A 17,886-nucleotide genomic window follows, 5' to 3' on the forward strand; every position below is an offset into this window, starting at 1 on the left:
TTTGCAATGGTAGCCCCGCTGGTGGCTTCGCAATTGTACTCTGTGAACCCCGCCAGGACCGGAAGGTAGCAACGGTAGCAGATCTATGATGTGCCGAAGTTTTGCTAGTGGGGCTGCCACCATTCTTTTAATCCACTCTCCGTTGGATTGCCTTCATAATTACATCTAAATCAAATCCTCTATATTGTAAGAACCTCATCTGTTTTGCTTTAAGTTTAGGATCTTTTTCTACTTCTTCACCAAATTTCTTCACTTTCAGTTGATAAGCCTGTTCTACCCAATCAATATTATGAATTTCATCCGCAATTAAATCATTTTCGATTTGTTTTGTTTTTAAAGCTTGTTTAATACGTTTTGGACCTTTGCCTTTACGAATCTGGCTAGCTAATGTTAATTCGGCAACGCGTTGATCACTTTGATAGTTTTGTTCAGATAATTCTTCAACAAGTCGCTTAACCTCTTCAGGGTTTTGTGCATAACGAGTTAATTTTTCAGTAAGCTCTGCTTTGGAGTAATCTCGACGAGTCAATAAAGCAAAAGCATAAGAGCGTAAACGTTGACCTGTAAGCAAAGCTCTTTGTTGAGACTGTTCTTCAGTTCTTTTGAACATGGTATTGGGATTCCCTTGTAAAAAAACGCCCCGAAGGGCGTTTTAAGGCTCATGAATAATTAAGATTCTAGTAGAAGATCAGCTTCTTCTTCATCTTCAACTTGAGCAGTATTAGTACCTGTTGTTAACAACTGTTCACGGATATTACGTTCAATCTCTCCAGCCATTTGAGGATTTTCTTCAAAGTGGCGAATAACATTGTTCTTACCTTGACCAATTTTATTACCTTGGTATGAATACCAAGCACCTGCTTTTTGTACGATATCTTGTTGTACAGCTAAATCTACAAGTTCGCCTAGCTGGTTTGTGCCTTTACCATATAGGATTTGGAAAATAGCCTCTCTGAAAGGAGGAGCCATTTTGTTTTTAACCACTTTAACTCGGGTTTCAGAGCCGACGATCTCATCGCCTTCTTTTACTTGACCAATACGACGGATATCTAAACGTACAGAAGCGTAGAACTTCAATGCGTTACCACCAGTTGTAGTTTCTGGACTACCAAACATTACCCCAATCTTCATACGGATCTGGTTAATGAAAATAACCATACAGTTTGAGCGTTTAGCATTACCCGTAATCTTACGAAGTGCCTGACTCATTAGACGAGCTTGCAAGCCCATATGAGAGTCACCCATTTCGCCTTCAATTTCTGCTTTAGGAGTAAGCGCAGCGACTGAGTCGACAACAATCATATCAATTGCGCCAGAGCGAACGAGCATATCTGCAATTTCGAGCGCTTGTTCACCGTTATCAGGCTGTGATACAAGCAGGTTGTCAATGTCCACACCAAGTTTACGTGCATATTGTGGATCTAATGCATGCTCTGCATCGATAAATGCACAAGTACCACCAGCTTTTTGACATTGGGCAATCGCTTGTAGAGTCATTGTGGTTTTACCAGAAGATTCTGGACCATAAATCTCGACAATACGACCCTTTGGTAAACCGCCAATCCCCAATGCAATATCTAAAGTCAAAGAGCCTGTAGATACGGCTTCAACAGCTTGAACAGTGTTGTCACCGAGACGCATCACCGTATTTTTGCCAAATTGTTTCTCAATTTGACTTAGCGCGGCTTGTAATGCTTTGCTTTTATTCTCATCCATCTCAAAAACCTCAATACTCTATGTTCATCACGTTTAACCCAAGTGGATGCATTGAATCTCAACTTGTTTCACTAGGTTAATAGTGACAGATTTTTTCTATAGCTTCTATGTGTTGTATGTGTGTGTGCGACACAACTCGACGTTTTTATTCATCACCGTATGACCAATGTTGATCATTCTCCTGTTTAAACCGACTAATTTGTCGACGATCTTTTTTACTCGGTCTATGGTCCGGTCGAGCTAGATTATGCAATTTTCGTTGTGATGCAATCAACTCCCGTCTAGCAATACTCACTTCGGTTTCTTCATATAGTTGCTGTGCGACTGGAGCTGGACCACGTGTGTTCGAAAGGCCTTTTATCACAACAGTTTTTTTATCAAACCCTTGCTGAATAATAAGTTCCATTCCAACTCGAATTTCTTTGGAAACTTTTACACGCTCATTATTGTGATGTACTTTACCTCCTTCAATCGCGGCTTTAGCAATTGAACGAGTTTTAAAAAAACGAGCAACCCATAACCATTTGTCAACACGCATGGTCTCTACAGCATCGTTTTCAGGCAATTTTGACATCATTATCCTTTCTATCAATTTCATTCAATATAGACAGCAATTCTGTAAGCCGATCTAGTGCTTTAAATTCTAAATCTTGATGCTGTTTTATATCCTTTAGACTTGAGGGCTGTGAGATAGTAAACAAGTGTTGAATACCAAATTTTTCTGCCGTTTTTAATACGGGAGCCGTATCGTCAATAAAAATCGTTTCATCTGGATTGAATGGATGTAATCTTTGGAGTTCTTGCCAAAAATTGACGTCTTCTTTGGCATAACCTACTTGTTCACTTGATATGATGACATCAAAGAAATGTTCAATCGCAATATTATCGAGTTTTAAGCGTAAGCTCGCGCGGTCTGCATTAGTCACGAGCCAACACATGTATCCTTGCTCTTTAAGTTGTTGCAAAAGCTCAATGCAGCCAGAACGAGCTTGAATCTTAGATTGAAATTCTTGTTGTAATTTGAGTACATCAACGCCTACAGTTTTAGTCCAATAGGTTGATGAATACCAAACAAGCGTATGGCGATGTGATTGATAAAATTGATATAGCTTTTCTTTGCTCTTGGAGAGAGAAAGTTGATGTGTTTTTGCATGTCGTTCAGGAAGACATTCATTCCATATGAAATCATCAAAAGCGAGATCTAAGAGTGTTCCGTCCATGTCAAACATTATGATTTTAGACATTTTTTTAAATATCTCCAAAATCATTTATAGCAAAATTTTTAAGACACATTTACCATATATCCTTTTAAAATCATAAATTAAATAAACTTATAAATACTCAAACTAATTTAAAGCTACATCCCATGATTTTCTAAAATTTACATAGCTTCATAGGATGGATAGGAGAGATAAATGGTTTGAAATTATAACGCGGAATTTGGTAAAACAAAAAATAATAATGAGACAGTTTTGGTAGAAAATTCCTCCCTTAAATTAAAAATATTTAAAATTTATTTAAGGTTTTTAGCTCCTAAGATTAAATTTGCTTACATAGGATACGTATTGACAAACATTTTATAAATTGAAGGATACTTATTTAAAGTTATATTTAAAATTATTCCTATAAGAACTTAGAGAAAGCAATGAAAATTGGATTTATTGGTGGAACCAATGACGGTATCGTAATCAATGCTGCCGATGGCCTTGATACTTATAAACTTGAGTGGCACTACAAAGCAGAAAAACATTGTGAGTCACAACTTACCTTAGGGCTGAATGGGCCTGAGTATGATTATTACAATTTATTAATTCTAAGAAAGAATAAAGAGGCTAAACTTTTTTACGTACTTACCACCATGGAAAAAGAAGAAATAGCAGATAAACTTAATGAATATTGGGAATGTTCAACCTCTGTCGGCTATGATTTTGATGAATAAGTATTCGTGATTTCATATAGCACATGTCCTCTTAATTCGTGATGAAGAGGAACTTTAGGATGTTCGAAGTTTTTAACTTTGTGCATTCCAAGTCTTTTCATGACAGCTTGAGAGGGGGTATTAATCGTAGCGGTGAATGAAACGATTTTATCTAAATTCAGTATATTAAAACCATAATCTAAAACTGCTTTTGCACCTTCTGTTGCATAACCTCGTTTCCAAAATTCTTTTGCAAGCCGCCACCCAATTTCCACACATGGAGAAAAGTCAAATTGTTCAGGTTGGCTGTGTAGACCAATGAACCCGATAAATTGATGGGTTTCTTTTAATTCTACTGCCCAAAAGCCCCAACCTTTTTCTTGGATGAGAGATGAAATTTTTTGGATTAAATTAAGACTTTCTTGGGGTGTTAAAAGATTTGGGAAAAATTGCATAACATCTTGATCTAAGCCCATTGTTATAAATGGCTCAAAATCACTTTCTTTCCACTGTCTTAAAATTAAACGCTTTGTTTCGATCATGAGATGACTCTTTAATTAAAAATGAGGGGTCAAAGTGGTTTTTGCACAATCTTCTGTAAAATGATCTTGGAATTGATGCTCACTACACCTTTTATTTTATTTAAGGTGTTAATGACGAAATGAGAAAAGGAACTCAAATCTTTGGTCGCCACGTGTAAAACATAATTAGATTCGCCAGTAATAATATATGCATTAATGACTTCATCAAAATTTTTGATCTGACTTAAAAAGAAGTTATGATCATTTTCTGTTAGCTGGGCAAGTTTTATTTCGACAATTGCCTCAATTTTTATGCCTAGTTTTTCATAATTAACTTTCGCTTGATATTTTTCAATTACACCATTGCTTTCTAAAATTTTAACACGCCGATGACAAGCTGAAGCCGAAAGGTTAACGAGATCGGCCAATTCTTGGTTACTTAACCGAGCATTATCTTGTAAATACTTCAGAATTTTTAGGTCGATTGCATCTACATTCATTTTCGAATTTCATCCATGTTTTTTAATTTTAATTCGAATTTTATACGAAAATAGCAAATTTTAATCAAATATTATCGAATAAATCGAAAGAATTGGCGTGATAAAATTCAAATACAAAGGAAATGTTGAAAATAGGTGAAATAACAAATGATTACTCGCGAACAATGCCTCTATTGGGATCAGGAAGATGAACTCAAAAAGTTTAAAGATGAATTTGCACTGCCAGAAAATGTCATTTATTTAGATGGTAATTCTTTAGGTGCAAGACCAAAGAAATCATTAGAGGTTGCTCAGCACATTATTTCAAAAGAGTGGGGCGAGGACCTCATTAATAGTTGGAATAAAGCAGATTGGTGGGGGCTACCGACTAGACTCGGAGATAAAGTTGCGCAGCTTATCGGTGCCGAAAAAGGGGAAGTGGTTATTTCAGACTCAACTACTCTAAATTTATTTAAAGTTTTATCAGCAGCGGTAAAAATTCAAGCCGAAAAATTTCCGGAACGTAAAATTATTGTTGCGGAAAAAGATGCTTTCCCAACCGATATTTATATTATTGAAGGCTTTATAGACTTGATTAATCAAGGTTATCAAGTTGAGTTAATTGATGGGGCCGATGATTTGTCTCGTGTTTTGGCAAAAGATGTGGCTATAGTTGTTCTTTCTCATGTGAATTATCGGACTGGATATTTCTATGATATGGAGTCTATTAATCAACAGATCCACGCTAAAGATGCTTTGATTATTTGGGATTTGTGTCACTCGGTTGGTGCCGTGCCTATGGATCTTAATCAGAGTAATAGTGATTTTGCGATTGGTTGTACTTACAAATACTTAAACGGTGGTCCGGGTTCACCTGCGTTGTTATGGGTAAATCGAAAGCATCGTGATCAGTTCTGGCAACCTCTCTCGGGCTGGTGGGGGCACAAAAAACCATTTGATATGGCTCAGCACTATGAACCAGCTAACAGTATTCGTCGTTATTTGTGTGGGACTCAACCTATCATTTCGATGAGCTTAATCGAATGTGGTACCGATATTTTCTTACAAGCTGATATGCAACAAATACGCGAGAAATCACTTAAATTAACTGATTTGTTTATTCAACTTGTTCAACAAGAATGTCCTCAGTTTGGTTTTGAATTGATTACACCTTTAAACCATAAATATCGTGGGAGTCATGTCAGTTATAGACATGAGTTTGGTTATGAAATTATTCAGGCGCTTATTGCTCGTGGTGTGATTGGGGATTATCGAGAGCCGGAAGTATTACGTTTTGGAATTACACCTCTATATTTAGGTTTCGAAGATATTTGGAATGCCGTACAGCAACTTAAGCAGATTATGTTGAATAGTGAATGGAAAAATGAGCGTTATCTGGTGCGTAGCGAAGTGACCTAATCGTTAAAGGTTAATATCGGAAGAATGGCTAGGAGGGCCTATGAGCAGTTTTGATGAAATACAAAATCGAGAAGCGGGTCTACATAAGAAATTATCCGCAAAACAGATGGGAATGATTGCAATTGGTGGAGCGATTGGTACAGGGCTGTTCATGGGAAGCAAGTTTGCAATTAGCTTTGCTGGACCAGCTGTCATCGTGAGTTATGCCATTGGCGGCTTAATTGCATTTGCTATTATGGCTTGTTTAGCTGAGATGACAGTTCAGCATCCTACGTCAGGCTCGTTTGGAGCATATGCTGAGCATTATGTAAGTCCTCTTGCTGGGTTTTTAGTTCGTTATTGTTATTGGGCATGTATAGTATTAGCGGTCGGTACAGAAATTACAGCAGTTGCTGACTATATGAAATTATGGTTTCCAGATGTAGGCTCTTGGGTCTGGATCGCTTTTTTCTCGCTGACTTTGCTTGTGGTTAATGCATATAGCGTTAAAGCTTTTGGATTGGTTGAATATTGGTTTTCGACAATAAAAGTCTTTGCAATTATTGTATTTATTCTTTTAGCAATTGGTATTTTGACTCAAAGTCATGGAGGAACAGAACAGGTTCTCTCTAATTTAACCGAGCATGGTGGCTTTTTTCCTCATGGTTTTAGTGGAGTTTGGATCGGAGTAATTATTTCAATATTTAGTTATTTAAGTATTGAAATGATCGCTGTTGCGGCTGGTGAGGCTAAAGATCCGGAAAGAGCCGTTAAGAAAGCGTTTAAAAGTACTGCAATTCGCTTAATCCTATTTTATCTACTGTCTTTATTTCTCATTGTGGCACTTGTTCCTTGGACAACTTTAATTGGAGCCGATGCGACCAGCCCTTTTGTGATGGTAATGAAAATTGTAGGTATTCCATATGCGGACAGTATTTTAAATTTTATTGTAATTGTCGCGGCCTTATCCGCCATGAATAGTATGTTGTATATCTCGACACGTATGCTATTTAGCTTGTCACGCGCAGGTGATGCACCGAAATTATTTGGTCGCATTAGTCATAATGGCGTACCAATTAATGCATTGCTATTGTCAGCAGTGGGTATTGGTATTGCAAGTATTGTTTATACGATTAATCCAGCTACTGCTTTCCCAATCATGATTGCTTTATCTATGTTTGGCGCGTTGTTCACTTGGGGCAGTATTTTTGTTACGCATATGTTTTTTAGACGGAAAATGGCACAACAAGGCCAGCAGTTAAAGTTTAAGGTTCCAGCGAGCCAGTTAATTTCACTGTTGGGGGTAATCGCAATTTTAAGTATCACAGTCACAACATGGTTTACCAATGAATTCAAGTCAACTTTACAATTTGGAGTCCCATTAGTTGTTGTACTTACGGTTTTCTACTATTTAAAACGCTCGTCAGCCAAGCTTGCCTTAAATGCTCATAAAGAATCGTTGAAGTGAGAGACCTATGAGACCCTATGACAATGCTAGAACCGTGGCTAATGAACATGAGATATTGGCAGAATTTCAACGGACAAGTTTACTGAGCTACCAAGAGTTTATTCATATTGCAGATATTCAATATGGTCCGCACTCAAGATCAACTTTAGATTTCTTTCCTTTAGAGCAAGCTAAAAAGACGGTTATTTTTATTCATGGCGGCTATTGGCAATGGTGTGATAAGTCAGATTTTGCATTCATCGTACCGTATGTTCTAGCAAAAGGAGCCCAGTGTGTTCTTTTAGAATATGATCTGGCACCACAGAGCAAAATTTTAGATATTGTTTCTCAAGTTAATCAAGCTCTCGATTTTATTCGAGAGCAAGACTGGCGAACCGACGAGGTGATTTTGGTTGGGCATTCGGCAGGGGCGCATCTGGCTGCTTCGTCATTAGGCCATCCACTCATATCTGAGATGGTGTTGTTAAGTGGGATTTATGACTTAAGGCCTATACAGAGCACTCATTTAAACCATGCTCTCAATCTTTCAAGCGAAGATATCTTAAAATATAGTCCTATTCATCACAGTGATCGAATTACTATCCCATGTTCAATTTTCTGTGGTGATCTTGAGCTCGAAGAATTGAAATGGCAAAGCCAAAATTATTTTGAAATTAAAAAAGAGCAAGATAAGGATTTTGTTTCTTTTAAGCTTATTCCTAAAATTAATCATTATTCTATTTTAGAGCACTATTTTAAGTCGATATTAGTTTAAGCAGTCGAATTACAATATATGCAATGTGATTGTATGATTAATTAATTTTATAAAATAGAAAGATAAAGTGTGAGGTGAATCACATCTTAACCTGTTTTTTTATAGAAATTATTTATTGTTGTTGACCTAACAGTGGAACTTAATTAGATTAAAAAGATAGTGCTTTCTCACTAGACAATAAATTGTTTAGCTGTTGTTTAGTTGAGTTTTTAAGTCCGTAGCTTCCCAAGATGCGGACTTTTTTATTTGACTTTTAAAAACAATAAGATAAAGGGTTATGTAGCTATAATATCTATCCAAAGATTAATATGAATGAATAAGATAGACCTGTGATAAATAAGAAATAAATTAGGATTTTCTTTTCATGATTTAACTTGAATTATCATTTAATAAATAGATTAATTAAAATATAAGCTGACTAATCATTCATGAGTTTGTCATATAGGCTCGATAAAATATAAGAAAATAAAAGTTATAAAAATAATTAAATAATAGATATAGCATTTGAAAGTAATTAATTTAGTCGGTTCTCATGAGTTGGTTTTTTTATTTATAAAGGAGCCTTTATGAAAGTACAATATTTTGAAGGTGGCCTGTATAAACATATGTGTCCAGGTTGCAGGTATCTTCACTATATTCCTGTACATTATCCTTTTTCTAATGGTAACCAGTGGACTTTTAATCATGATTTGGAAAAACCAACTTTTGATCAGCTCATAATTATGTATGGGCATTGTAATTACTTTATTAAAGGTGGTTTTATTGAATATAGTGTTAACTGTAGACATCATTTAGCAGGATATACGGTTGAGTTGCCAGAACTAAAATTAAAAAATTATAGGTTTTATTAATTTTGGTATTTGTATTATATATTTAAGATCATTTAAAATTTTTATAATCGGTAAGTAATAAAGACTTTTTTAATATATCTTTACATGTTTAATACTAAATACGTATAGTTAAAGAAATTGTAAATTTATTTTGGTTGAAGCTAGGATTGAAATTTGCAAAAATTTATATAATTCACTGTTTTATATTTTATTTATGGATATCTGGAAATTTTTAAGAAGTTTTAACACCATTGGAACATATCTCATTATTTCTACATTTATATTATTTTTAATGATTATATATTTTTACATTATACATCCCAATTAATCTAAATTATCAATAGACTAAAATAATCTTCGATTTTTTAATTTATTTGAACTGGTTCTCACTTTTAATAGAAAAAGATAAGAGTATTGTATAGACCCAAGTTTTATGAAAATATAACTTGGTTATAATACATGGAGAATATAATAAAAATTTCTTTCTAAAAAATTTTAACCTCTAAATATAAAGACTGTATTGATCATAACAACGATGTCTGAAGTAAAAAATATGGAGATTTTTTATGAAATTTTGCCAAATATCGGCTGCTTTCTTAACAGTGGCCGCCGTCAATCTAGTCCATGCAGCACCTGCTACAACAAATTCTGTATTAAGTTCCTCTGAAGCAAAAGGAATTATTAAAAACCAATATATTGTTATTCTCGATAAGGATGTTGGCCCTTCTAATGATTTTGCACAAAGTATTGCTAAAGAACATGGGGGAAAGATATTACAGACTTACGATACTGTACTTAAGGGATTTGCAATTTATTTACCCGATGTTGCGGGTACTGCTTTTGTTGAAGCCATGAAAAAAAATCCCAAAGTTCTTTCAGTAGAAAATGACACAGTCATGAAAATTGATGCAACTACACAAAGCAATCCAGATTGGGGCTTAGACCGTATTGATCAGAAAACTTTACCTTTAGATTCAGCTTATTCATATTTACAAACAGGTTCGGGCATAACAGCTTATATTGTTGATACCGGAATATTATCTACACATCAACAGTTCTCTGGGCGGGTATTAAGTGGCTATACCGCGATATCTGACGGAAATGGTACAACAGATTGTAATGGACATGGTACTCATGTAGCAGGAACAGTTGGTGGGAGTACGTATGGTGTTGCTAAAAATGTAAGTTTAGTACCAATACGAATTTTAGGATGTGATGGGTCTGGTGCTTCGAGTAACGTGATTGCAGGATTAGATTGGATATTAAAAAATGGTAAAAAGCCAGCTGTGGTGAATATGTCTTTAGGCGGTGATGCGAACACATCCTTAGATAGCGCGGTAGAAAACTTATTTAATAACGGTTATGTGATGGTTGTCGCTGCAGGAAATTCTAATGCAGATGCATGTAGTTCTTCTCCAGCAAGAGTGAGTAAAGCAATTACTGTCGCTGCTACAGATGATACTGATACTCGAGCGAGTTATTCTAACTATGGAAGCTGCGTTGATATTTTTGCGCCGGGAAGCCAAATTAATTCTTCATGGATTGGAAGTAATACAGCAACTAAAGTTTTAAATGGAACTTCAATGGCTACTCCACATGTTGTTGGTGTCGTAGCTGAAATGTTGCAAAGTACACCTACAGCAACACCTCAGACCATCTCGACCAATCTTTTAAATCAAGCAAGTAGTAATGTGGTAAAAAATCCTTCTGGTAGCCCAAATCGGCTGTTATATAAATCACCTTAATAAAGGAATTTTAAAATTGGAAAAGGTCCCGAAGGACCTTTTTTAGATTTTTGCATGAGTACCGTATTTATCAATCATAATTGAACTGGCTTCATTTAAGCCGCGAACCGTTACCTTAATACCGTTCTTCTGAAATTTATTTACTACTGAATCTAGCATGGCAACTGAAGTCACGTCCCAAATATGTGAGTGCGTAAGATCAATAATGACTTCTTTAACTTCTTCTTTAAAGTTAAAACTTTGCATAAATTTTTCAGATGAACTAAAAAATATTTGACCTCTTAATTCATATAGACGAGCTTGATTCTCGAATGAAGTTTCTATACGAATATCATTTTCAAGTTTATTTGCTAAGAAAAGTGCTGAAAGTAATACCCCAGTTAATACACCTAATGCTAAGTTATGGGTAGCAACCACTACAATAACTGTAGCGATCATAACGATATTACTACTTTTAGGATTATTTTTAAATTGAGTCAGTGAGCTCCACTCAAAAGTGCTAATCGATACCATAATCATAACGGCAACCAGAGCGGCCATAGGAATAACCTTTAACCAATCACTTAAAAATACAACTAAAATAAGTAAGAATATACCTGCACAAAAAGTGGATAAACGTGTACGACCACCCGATTTTACATTAATCATTGATTGACCAATCATGGCGCAACCAGCCATGCCGCCCATAAAACCTGAAGCAATATTTGCTATACCTTGACCTTTACATTCTTGAAATTTATCACTAGATGTATCGGTCATTTCATCAACGATTGTTGCAGTCATCATTGATTCAAGTAAGCCAACCGCGGCAAGGGCCAAAGAATATGGAAGAATAATAAGAAGGGTTTCTAAATTTAACGGAATATTCGGAATTAGAAATATAGGTAACGTATCTGGTAATGACCCCATATCGCCAACCGATCGAACGTCAAGACCTAAAAAAATAGCGAGTAATGTGACCACCACAATACAAATAAGAGGCGAGGGAAAGAACTTTCCAATTTTTGGAATATAGGGAAATAGATAAATAATTCCTAAACCAATGGCTACTAGTAGGTAGACATGCCATGTCACACTTACCAATTCTGGTAATTGAGCCATAAAGATGAGTATGGCTAGGGCATTAACGAATCCAATAACAACTGACTTGGAAACAAAACGCATGAGTTTGGCAAGTTTAAAATATCCAGCCAAAATTTGTATGACACCGGTTAATACCGTGGCAGCAAATAAATATTGAAGCCCGTGTTCCTTTACAAGCGTGGTCATAACCAAAGCCATCGCGCCTGTAGCCGCTGAAATCATAGCGGGACGACCACCTACGAAAGAAATAATAACGGCAATACAAAAGGATGCATATAAACCGACTTTGGGATCTACACCCGCAATAATTGAAAATGCAATTGCTTCTGGAATTAAAGCAAGACCCACAACAAGACCGGAAAGAATATCTGCGCGGACATTAGAGAACCATTGTTCTCGGACATTCGATAACATGAGAAATAGCCTAAGTTCTAAATTTTGAAAGGCTAGTGATGTGATATACCAACACAAGCGACTACACCACATCACTAAACAGTGATGAGTTATTTACAGGAGATAAGCGTAAATAAACTTAAGGTGGCGTAAGTGTCATAGGTATAGAGAGTTTGAGGCATTTAAAAGTGCCCGAAGAATAGCATAAGTTTTTAAGGTTGACTAACCTAAGTCGACTAAACTGACTTAATCATAATTTTTCATTTCAGCTTTCGGCATTGAAGTAAACTCATTCGAAGGCATATCTAAGAAAAAGTCTTTTGCTTCAGAATGAGTGCAGTTGAGCCAATCATTTCTGAGATGATCCGGTATCACAATAACCGAACGTTTTTCATCATCCGGTTTATGAAATTGTTTCATAAAAGGGTGATGATCAGCATTGATTGTTAATAGCGACATGGATCTCACTTTCTGTTCATCAATAAGTGTTTCCTCAAAGATCGCAGCAAGTGTAAAAGGTTGTCCATCTTGCCGGAAAATACCATACCAATGTGCTTTTCCATTGATATATTTAGGTTCATAAATAGCTTCGACAGGGACAAGCGCAAATTGGTTATTTAACCATGCATGTTTAAAGGTGCGCTTTTGTTCTACAGTTTCTGTTCTGGCATTATAAGTTGCGTATTTGAATGCGATTTCTTTGGCATAGGGAGGGAGCATTCCAAATTTAGCTTTTCGCCACATAAGCTCATTTTGATTCAATAAAAGGAGGGGACAATCATCACTTGGGAAAATATCCATCTTATATTCAAAAGTGGGTTCAAATAACTTTAATTGATTAGCATGTGTTTTCTTAATAGGTTTAAAGTTTGCACACATAAGACACCTTAGTTATAAAAATAGTTCTCAATTACAGCTTCTAACTTTTAGTCTTTAGTGATGTATATATTTATAAATAGAATTGTCTCTTTGAGTATTAATTTTTAGCTATCCATTACTTCGTTAATAAATATTTATTTCACAAATAGCTATTTCAAAAAAATTCAAAGATAAAATTAATAGAATAGATAAATCGTATAGTTAAGTTGCTTATCTTAAAGAGAGTTTGTTGATTTTTAATAGCTACTTTTATGCAACAGAGCCTTTCAGAAATTTAGATTTTAATAGTTTTGTTATTCATCATAATACAAATCATATAGAGAACTCCTACAAACCCTTTATCAGAGGTTTAAAAAATTCTCGGAAAATTTTGACAATTTATAAGGTGGACACATGAATAAACATTTATTGGCTAAAATTGCTTTATTAGGCGCTGTTCAGCTCGTTACAATCTCAGCATTTGCTGATGTTCCTCTAACTCCCTCTCAATTTGCTAAAGCGAAATCGGAAAACTTTGACAAGAAAGTTATTCTATCCAATTTAAATAAACCACATGCTTTGTTGTGGGGACCTGATAATCAAATTTGGTTAACAGAGCGGGCAACAGGCAAGATTCTAAGAGTGAATCCAGAGACAGGTAGCGTAAAAACAGTTTTTCAGGTGCCTGAGATTGTAAATGATGCTGATGGACAAAATGGTTTGTTAGGCTTTGCTTTCCATCCTGATTTTAAAAATAATCCTTATATCTATATTTCAGGTACATTTAAAAATCCGAAATCTACAGATAAAGAACTACCGAATCAAACGATTATTCGTCGATATACTTATAACAAGTCAACTGATACGCTTGAGAAGCCAATCGATTTATTAGCAGGATTACCTTCATCGAAAGACCATCAATCCGGTCGTCTTGTCATTGGTCCAGACCAAAAGATTTACTATACGATTGGTGATCAAGGACGTAACCAGCTTGCTTATTTATTCTTGCCAAATCAAGCACAACATACGCCGACTCGACAAGAAGTGAGTAGCAAAGACTATCATACCTATATGGGTAAAGTACTACGCTTAAATCTTGATGGAAGTATTCCAAAAGATAACCCAAGTTTTAACGGAGTCGTTAGCCATATTTATACGCTCGGACACCGTAATCCACAGGGCTTAGCATTTACTCCGAATGGAAAACTATTGCAATCTGAACAGGGCCCAAACTCTGACGATGAAATTAATCTCATTGTTAAAGGGGGGAACTATGGTTGGCCAAATGTAGCAGGTTATAAAGATGACAGTGGTTATGCCTATGCAAATTATTCAGCAGCAACCAATAAAGCACAAATTAAAGATTTAGGGCAAAATGGTTTAAAAGTAGCAGCAGGTGTACCTGTGACGAAAGAGTCTGAATGGACTGGTAAAAACTTTGTACCGCCGTTAAAAACTTTATATACCGTGCAGGATACCTATAACTATAATGACCCAACGTGTGGGGATATGACCTACATTTGCTGGCCAACCGTTGCACCGTCATCTGCTTATGTCTATAAGGGCGGCAAAAAAGCAATTGCGGGTTGGGAAAATACATTATTAGTTCCATCTTTAAAACGCGGAGTTATTTTCCGTATTAGGTTAGATCCAACTTACAGTGCTACTTATGATGACGCTGTGCCGATGTTTAAAAGCAACAACCGCTATCGTGACGTGATTGCAAGTCCAGATGGGAATGTTTTATACGTGTTGACTGATACTGCTGGAAATGTCCAAAAAGATGATGGTTCTGTAACGAATACATTAGAAAACCCAGGATCTCTAATTAAATTTACATATAAAGCTCAGTAACACAGGCCATTAAAAAACCGATCTACATAAGATCGGTTTTTTTAGCTTAAGAAAAATTACTCAGTTACGACTAATACCGGTAAATGAATTTCTCCTAAAAGAGCTTGAGTCACACTTCCTAAGAAGAACTTTTTAAACCCTTTTCGACCATGAGAACCAATCACTAATAGGTCTGCTTTTAGTTCAGTAGCGGCTTTAATAATTTCTGTATGAATTGTTTGACCCTCAACAATTTTTGTTTCAACAGAAATTCCGTGTTGGCTAAATTGTTCTTTCGCTTGGTCTAAAATACCCTGAATAGATGCTCTAGCTTTATTAAAGTAATCCTGTGCTAATTCTGTACTATCAATGAATTCTACAGAAATAAAAGGATCTATAGTAAGCGCATATACTAGAGTCACTTTACTACCAAAGGCCTTAGCAAGTGTTGCTGCATGATTGACAGCTATGAGTGAAGTAGGAGAACCATCGACTGGAACCAAGATATGGTGATAACTCATATATTGCTCCTTATTGTCCTGTGACAATGTATGGTGCCAAAACACCGATTTATTATCTTTATGCTTATATTATGAACAATTTTTGAAAGATTATTGTTTATTTTTAGTATGAAGAAAAGTGAGAGATTTTATTATAAATTTTATCTTAAAGCGTGATAGTGACTTTCTAAGTAAGGTTGATTCTGTTTAAGTATTGAAATGACTTGATTGGCATCTATAGCAGATTCAAACAAAAATCCTTGGCCTATACTATATCCAAATTGTCGAAGTAGTTCTTCTTGTTCAGGGGTTTCAATTCCTTCTGCAATGAGCCCCAGTGATAAATTTGGAGCGAGTAATCCAATTGCTTGAACAATCGCATAAATTGATGGGTCATGTTGCATCTTTTGTATAAAACTACAGTCTACTTTTAAACTGTCAATTGGATAGTCACGGATATGGGTGAGCGATGAAAAACCTGTACCAAAGTCATCTAAAGCAATATGTACGCCATGTTGTTTTAATTTATTAAGTGCACGGATCACATACTCTGAACCTCGATCGCCCAACATATGTTCAGTGACTTCTACTTCAATATAATGTGTTGGAATTTGAAATTGATTGATTTTTTTCAAAAGCCGTTCAGCATAGTTGTCTCTTAGAAACTCAACTGGAGCAGCATTGAGTGAAACAGGAAGGGGTTTAATACCAAGATCTATCCATTTTGCGATGTCACGTAAAACTTGATGTTGCATCGTTTCACCGATTTTACTCGCTAAATTATAATCTTTAAAAGCCTCTGCAATTTGAGAAGGATAGCCTCTTTGAGCGGAAGTTGTATGCCATCGCAATAAAGCTTCAAAACCTACAACACGATGAGTTTTTAAATCGACTTTAGGTTGATAGTAGGGCTGGATGGTATGATGACGAATAAGCTGACGTGCTAAATTAAGCTGAGAAGCGACTGTTTCGGTCATTTGCATCATGCATGGGTCATACATGCGAATACCACCACGACCACGTGCTTTTAAATCATGCAATGCCATATCTGCACAACTGAGTAAACCTGATTGGTCGACGGCATCTTGAGGATAAATCGCACAACCAATACTCATACCACCATTTAGAACATTGCCTAAATAGGTAATAGGTTGATTTAGCTGTTGAAGTAAGATTGCAGCTAGGTCACGCACATCACTTTCAGATTTAAGGTTATTAATAATAACAGCAAATTCATCTCCACCCAGTCTTGCGACAAAGCATCTTTCATCATCAACACAATGACTAAACCGTTTGGATAAAACTTTTAAAAGATGGTCGCCTGCGCTATGCCCTAATGTGTCATTAATATGCTTAAAATGATCAAGGTCAATTAATAGTAAACCCACACTTGTTTGGCTGTCTTTTGAATATGCTAGGGTCCGTTTAAGCTGAAATTTAAATGAACGCCGATTACATAATCCGGTCAGCTCATCTCTTTCACTCATATTTCTAAGTTGATTTTCTGTCAGATGCTGTTGAGTAACGTTACGGGATACACACAGTATTTGTATGATTTCACCATTTTCTCGATGAATCGGGGTTAGCATGTTATCCCAATATTCGGGGTCCTGATCTGGTAAACAGCTCATTCCAGCGAATCTGGCAACTTTGCCTTGAAGGGCTTTTTTTAAAGCGACTCGTCCACGTTTACGAATATGAGGTGGCAAAAGCTCAAGCCATTTCATCCCAAATTTTGTTTCATCGACAGGGACACCTAGAGCGAGGCATCCTGATTTATTCATATGAGAAACTGTGCCGTCTACATTTAATACTTTAATGCAATCTACACTGATGTCTAACATTTGATTTTGTATTTCAATATTCTTTTGTAGGTTTTGTTGCTCTTGAATATCGTGATCAATATCTAAAAAGCTGACATACCATTCGCTGGCTAAAGAAGAGCCGCGATATTTAGATGCTTGAATGGAAAGTTTGCACCATCTATATTGATTGCCACTTTGTAAAAGTCGGCATTTTAATTCTATTCTTTTTTGCAGGCGAATTGCTTCGAGCCATCTATTTTTGACTTCGTCTAAATCGGCAGGAGATATAAAATCTAACCATTGCTGAGGTAATGGAGAAAAAGTATCCTGCCAATATTCTGTACACTCTACATTGCAATATAATATCAAGCCATTTTCATCACTGACCCAAGTCGGTAGTGGAATCTGCTCAACAATAAAATGCTTTTGGGTGTTGTTCGACATTGAAGTCATAACATGCCTAGAAAGATTGTATGGGCGGGTAATCTAATTATTAGTCGTTATTGTAATCTTTCTGTAGTAATCAAAACAGTAATAAATAAATTTCAATTGTCTTTTTTTTGAACTAAAATTTAGATCTTAAAT

At 35.9% G+C, this 17,886-nt stretch carries 18 protein-coding genes and 1 other RNA gene; 9 read left to right on the plus strand and 10 right to left on the minus strand.

From position 1 onward, the window contains the following. Positions 1-16: 16 nt before the first annotated feature. Positions 17-113: signal recognition particle sRNA small type (gene ffs, locus ACS604_RS06790), an RNA gene on the plus strand. 14 nt (positions 114-127) lie between these two features. On the opposite strand, the gene ACS604_RS06795 is transcribed toward ffs, so the two are convergent. The 4 genes from ACS604_RS06795 to ACS604_RS06810 form a co-directional block, all read right to left on the minus strand. Then, complete coding sequence (locus ACS604_RS06795; RefSeq protein ID WP_005306262.1) at positions 128-610, minus strand: regulatory protein RecX; 483 nt, start codon at positions 608-610, stop codon at positions 128-130. Positions 611-669: 59 nt separating this feature from the next. Beyond that, positions 670-1,716 carry a recombinase RecA gene (gene recA / locus ACS604_RS06800; protein ID WP_151963014.1) on the minus strand — a complete coding sequence of 349 codons (1,047 nt, stop codon included), beginning with the start codon at positions 1,714-1,716 and terminating at the stop codon, positions 670-672. Positions 1,717-1,861: 145 nt separating this feature from the next. Continuing rightward, complete coding sequence (locus tag ACS604_RS06805) at positions 1,862-2,290, minus strand: RNA-binding S4 domain-containing protein (protein WP_151963318.1); 429 nt, start codon at positions 2,288-2,290, stop codon at positions 1,862-1,864. Continuing rightward, on the minus strand, positions 2,274-2,960 hold the full coding sequence (locus tag ACS604_RS06810; protein ID WP_443272968.1) for an HAD-IA family hydrolase: 687 nt from the start codon (positions 2,958-2,960) through the stop codon (positions 2,274-2,276). Before ACS604_RS06810 ends, ACS604_RS06805 begins: the two co-directional genes overlap by 17 nt. A 401-nt stretch (positions 2,961-3,361) precedes the next feature. Here ACS604_RS06810 and ACS604_RS06815 point away from each other — a divergent pair, with 401 nt between their 5' ends. Beyond that, positions 3,362-3,655, plus strand: a complete 294-nt coding sequence (locus ACS604_RS06815) for a hypothetical protein (RefSeq protein ID WP_004791883.1) — start codon at positions 3,362-3,364, stop codon at positions 3,653-3,655. On the opposite strand, the gene ACS604_RS06820 is transcribed toward ACS604_RS06815, so the two are convergent. Both ACS604_RS06820 and gigD read right to left on the minus strand, forming a co-directional pair. Next, positions 3,637-4,176: a GNAT family N-acetyltransferase gene (locus tag ACS604_RS06820; protein ID WP_474770923.1), complete on the minus strand. Its 540-nt coding sequence runs from the start codon at positions 4,174-4,176 to the stop codon at positions 3,637-3,639. The two genes, ACS604_RS06815 and ACS604_RS06820, sit on opposite strands and share 19 nt — an antisense overlap. Positions 4,177-4,205: 29 nt before the next feature. Continuing rightward, positions 4,206-4,655, minus strand: coding sequence for an Lrp/AsnC family transcriptional regulator GigD (gene gigD / locus ACS604_RS06825; protein ID WP_004791887.1), 450 nt, complete (start codon positions 4,653-4,655; stop codon positions 4,206-4,208). Between the two features lie 147 nt (positions 4,656-4,802). Between gigD and kynU the strand changes: the two genes are divergently transcribed. The 6 genes from kynU to ACS604_RS06855 all read left to right on the plus strand — a co-directional run bounded on the left by kynU (position 4,803) and on the right by ACS604_RS06855 (position 10,829). Then, positions 4,803-6,053, plus strand: a complete 1,251-nt coding sequence (kynU, locus tag ACS604_RS06830; protein WP_474770925.1) for a kynureninase — start codon at positions 4,803-4,805, stop codon at positions 6,051-6,053. A 40-nt stretch (positions 6,054-6,093) separates the two neighbouring features. Continuing rightward, positions 6,094-7,500 carry an amino acid permease gene (locus ACS604_RS06835; protein ID WP_474770927.1) on the plus strand — a complete coding sequence of 469 codons (1,407 nt, stop codon included), beginning with the start codon at positions 6,094-6,096 and terminating at the stop codon, positions 7,498-7,500. Between the two features lie 7 nt (positions 7,501-7,507). Continuing rightward, positions 7,508-8,254, plus strand: a complete 747-nt coding sequence (locus ACS604_RS06840) for an alpha/beta hydrolase (protein ID WP_474770929.1) — start codon at positions 7,508-7,510, stop codon at positions 8,252-8,254. A 566-nt stretch (positions 8,255-8,820) separates the two neighbouring features. Continuing rightward, positions 8,821-9,105 (plus strand): DUF6527 family protein, encoded by a 285-nt coding sequence (locus ACS604_RS06845; RefSeq protein ID WP_474770930.1) that lies wholly within the window; start codon positions 8,821-8,823, stop codon positions 9,103-9,105. Positions 9,106-9,298: 193 nt separating this feature from the next. Continuing rightward, positions 9,299-9,412, plus strand: a complete 114-nt coding sequence (locus ACS604_RS06850; protein WP_228128898.1) for a hypothetical protein — start codon at positions 9,299-9,301, stop codon at positions 9,410-9,412. 238 nt (positions 9,413-9,650) lie between these two features. Next, on the plus strand, positions 9,651-10,829 hold the full coding sequence (locus tag ACS604_RS06855) for a S8 family peptidase (protein ID WP_151963006.1): 1,179 nt from the start codon (positions 9,651-9,653) through the stop codon (positions 10,827-10,829). Between the two features lie 42 nt (positions 10,830-10,871). Here ACS604_RS06855 and ACS604_RS06860 read toward each other — a convergent pair whose 3' ends face one another. Further along, on the minus strand, positions 10,872-12,326 hold the full coding sequence (locus ACS604_RS06860) for a SulP family inorganic anion transporter (protein WP_474770932.1): 1,455 nt from the start codon (positions 12,324-12,326) through the stop codon (positions 10,872-10,874). Positions 12,327-12,551: 225 nt separating this feature from the next. Further along, entirely contained in the window at positions 12,552-13,184 is a 633-nt protein-coding gene (locus ACS604_RS06865) for an SOS response-associated peptidase family protein (protein WP_474770934.1), read from the minus strand. A gap of 393 nt (positions 13,185-13,577) precedes the next feature. On the opposite strand from ACS604_RS06865, the gene ACS604_RS06870 reads away from it, so the two are divergent. Beyond that, a complete protein-coding gene (locus ACS604_RS06870; RefSeq protein WP_474770936.1) occupies positions 13,578-15,017 on the plus strand; it encodes a glucose/sorbosone family PQQ-dependent dehydrogenase in 1,440 nt (479 codons plus the stop codon). Positions 15,018-15,073: 56 nt separating this feature from the next. On the opposite strand, the gene ACS604_RS06875 is transcribed toward ACS604_RS06870, so the two are convergent. Together ACS604_RS06875 and ACS604_RS06880 are read right to left on the minus strand one after the other, a co-directional pair. Next, complete coding sequence (locus ACS604_RS06875; RefSeq protein WP_004791904.1) at positions 15,074-15,517, minus strand: universal stress protein; 444 nt, start codon at positions 15,515-15,517, stop codon at positions 15,074-15,076. Positions 15,518-15,657: 140 nt separating this feature from the next. Then, on the minus strand, positions 15,658-17,754 hold the full coding sequence (locus ACS604_RS06880) for a sensor domain-containing protein (RefSeq protein WP_174741605.1): 2,097 nt from the start codon (positions 17,752-17,754) through the stop codon (positions 15,658-15,660). Positions 17,755-17,886: the final 132 nt, after the last annotated feature.

The sequence above is a fragment of the Acinetobacter sp. Li1LvA2 genome, from assembly GCF_056156705.1.

What these genes read in the sequence shown, in the direction of transcription:
- ACS604_RS06795 (WP_005306262.1), bottom strand. Translation starts at nt 610, where the DNA reads ATGTTCAAAAGAACTGAAGAACAGTCTCAACAAAGAGCTTTGCTTACA.
- recA (WP_151963014.1), bottom strand. Translation starts at nt 1,716, where the DNA reads ATGGATGAGAATAAAAGCAAAGCATTACAAGCCGCGCTAAGTCAAATT.
- ACS604_RS06805 (WP_151963318.1), bottom strand. Translation starts at nt 2,290, where the DNA reads ATGTCAAAATTGCCTGAAAACGATGCTGTAGAGACCATGCGTGTTGAC.
- ACS604_RS06810 (WP_443272968.1), bottom strand. Translation starts at nt 2,960, where the DNA reads ATGTCTAAAATCATAATGTTTGACATGGACGGAACACTCTTAGATCTC.
- ACS604_RS06815 (WP_004791883.1), top strand. Translation starts at nt 3,362, where the DNA reads ATGAAAATTGGATTTATTGGTGGAACCAATGACGGTATCGTAATCAAT.
- ACS604_RS06820 (WP_474770923.1), bottom strand. Translation starts at nt 4,176, where the DNA reads ATGATCGAAACAAAGCGTTTAATTTTAAGACAGTGGAAAGAAAGTGAT.
- gigD (WP_004791887.1), bottom strand. Translation starts at nt 4,655, where the DNA reads ATGAATGTAGATGCAATCGACCTAAAAATTCTGAAGTATTTACAAGAT.
- kynU (WP_474770925.1), top strand. Translation starts at nt 4,803, where the DNA reads ATGATTACTCGCGAACAATGCCTCTATTGGGATCAGGAAGATGAACTC.
- ACS604_RS06835 (WP_474770927.1), top strand. Translation starts at nt 6,094, where the DNA reads ATGAGCAGTTTTGATGAAATACAAAATCGAGAAGCGGGTCTACATAAG.
- ACS604_RS06840 (WP_474770929.1), top strand. Translation starts at nt 7,508, where the DNA reads ATGAGACCCTATGACAATGCTAGAACCGTGGCTAATGAACATGAGATA.
- ACS604_RS06845 (WP_474770930.1), top strand. Translation starts at nt 8,821, where the DNA reads ATGAAAGTACAATATTTTGAAGGTGGCCTGTATAAACATATGTGTCCA.
- ACS604_RS06850 (WP_228128898.1), top strand. Translation starts at nt 9,299, where the DNA reads ATGGATATCTGGAAATTTTTAAGAAGTTTTAACACCATTGGAACATAT.
- ACS604_RS06855 (WP_151963006.1), top strand. Translation starts at nt 9,651, where the DNA reads ATGAAATTTTGCCAAATATCGGCTGCTTTCTTAACAGTGGCCGCCGTC.
- ACS604_RS06860 (WP_474770932.1), bottom strand. Translation starts at nt 12,326, where the DNA reads ATGTTATCGAATGTCCGAGAACAATGGTTCTCTAATGTCCGCGCAGAT.
- ACS604_RS06865 (WP_474770934.1), bottom strand. Translation starts at nt 13,184, where the DNA reads ATGTGTGCAAACTTTAAACCTATTAAGAAAACACATGCTAATCAATTA.
- ACS604_RS06870 (WP_474770936.1), top strand. Translation starts at nt 13,578, where the DNA reads ATGAATAAACATTTATTGGCTAAAATTGCTTTATTAGGCGCTGTTCAG.
- ACS604_RS06875 (WP_004791904.1), bottom strand. Translation starts at nt 15,517, where the DNA reads ATGAGTTATCACCATATCTTGGTTCCAGTCGATGGTTCTCCTACTTCA.
- ACS604_RS06880 (WP_174741605.1), bottom strand. Translation starts at nt 17,754, where the DNA reads ATGACTTCAATGTCGAACAACACCCAAAAGCATTTTATTGTTGAGCAG.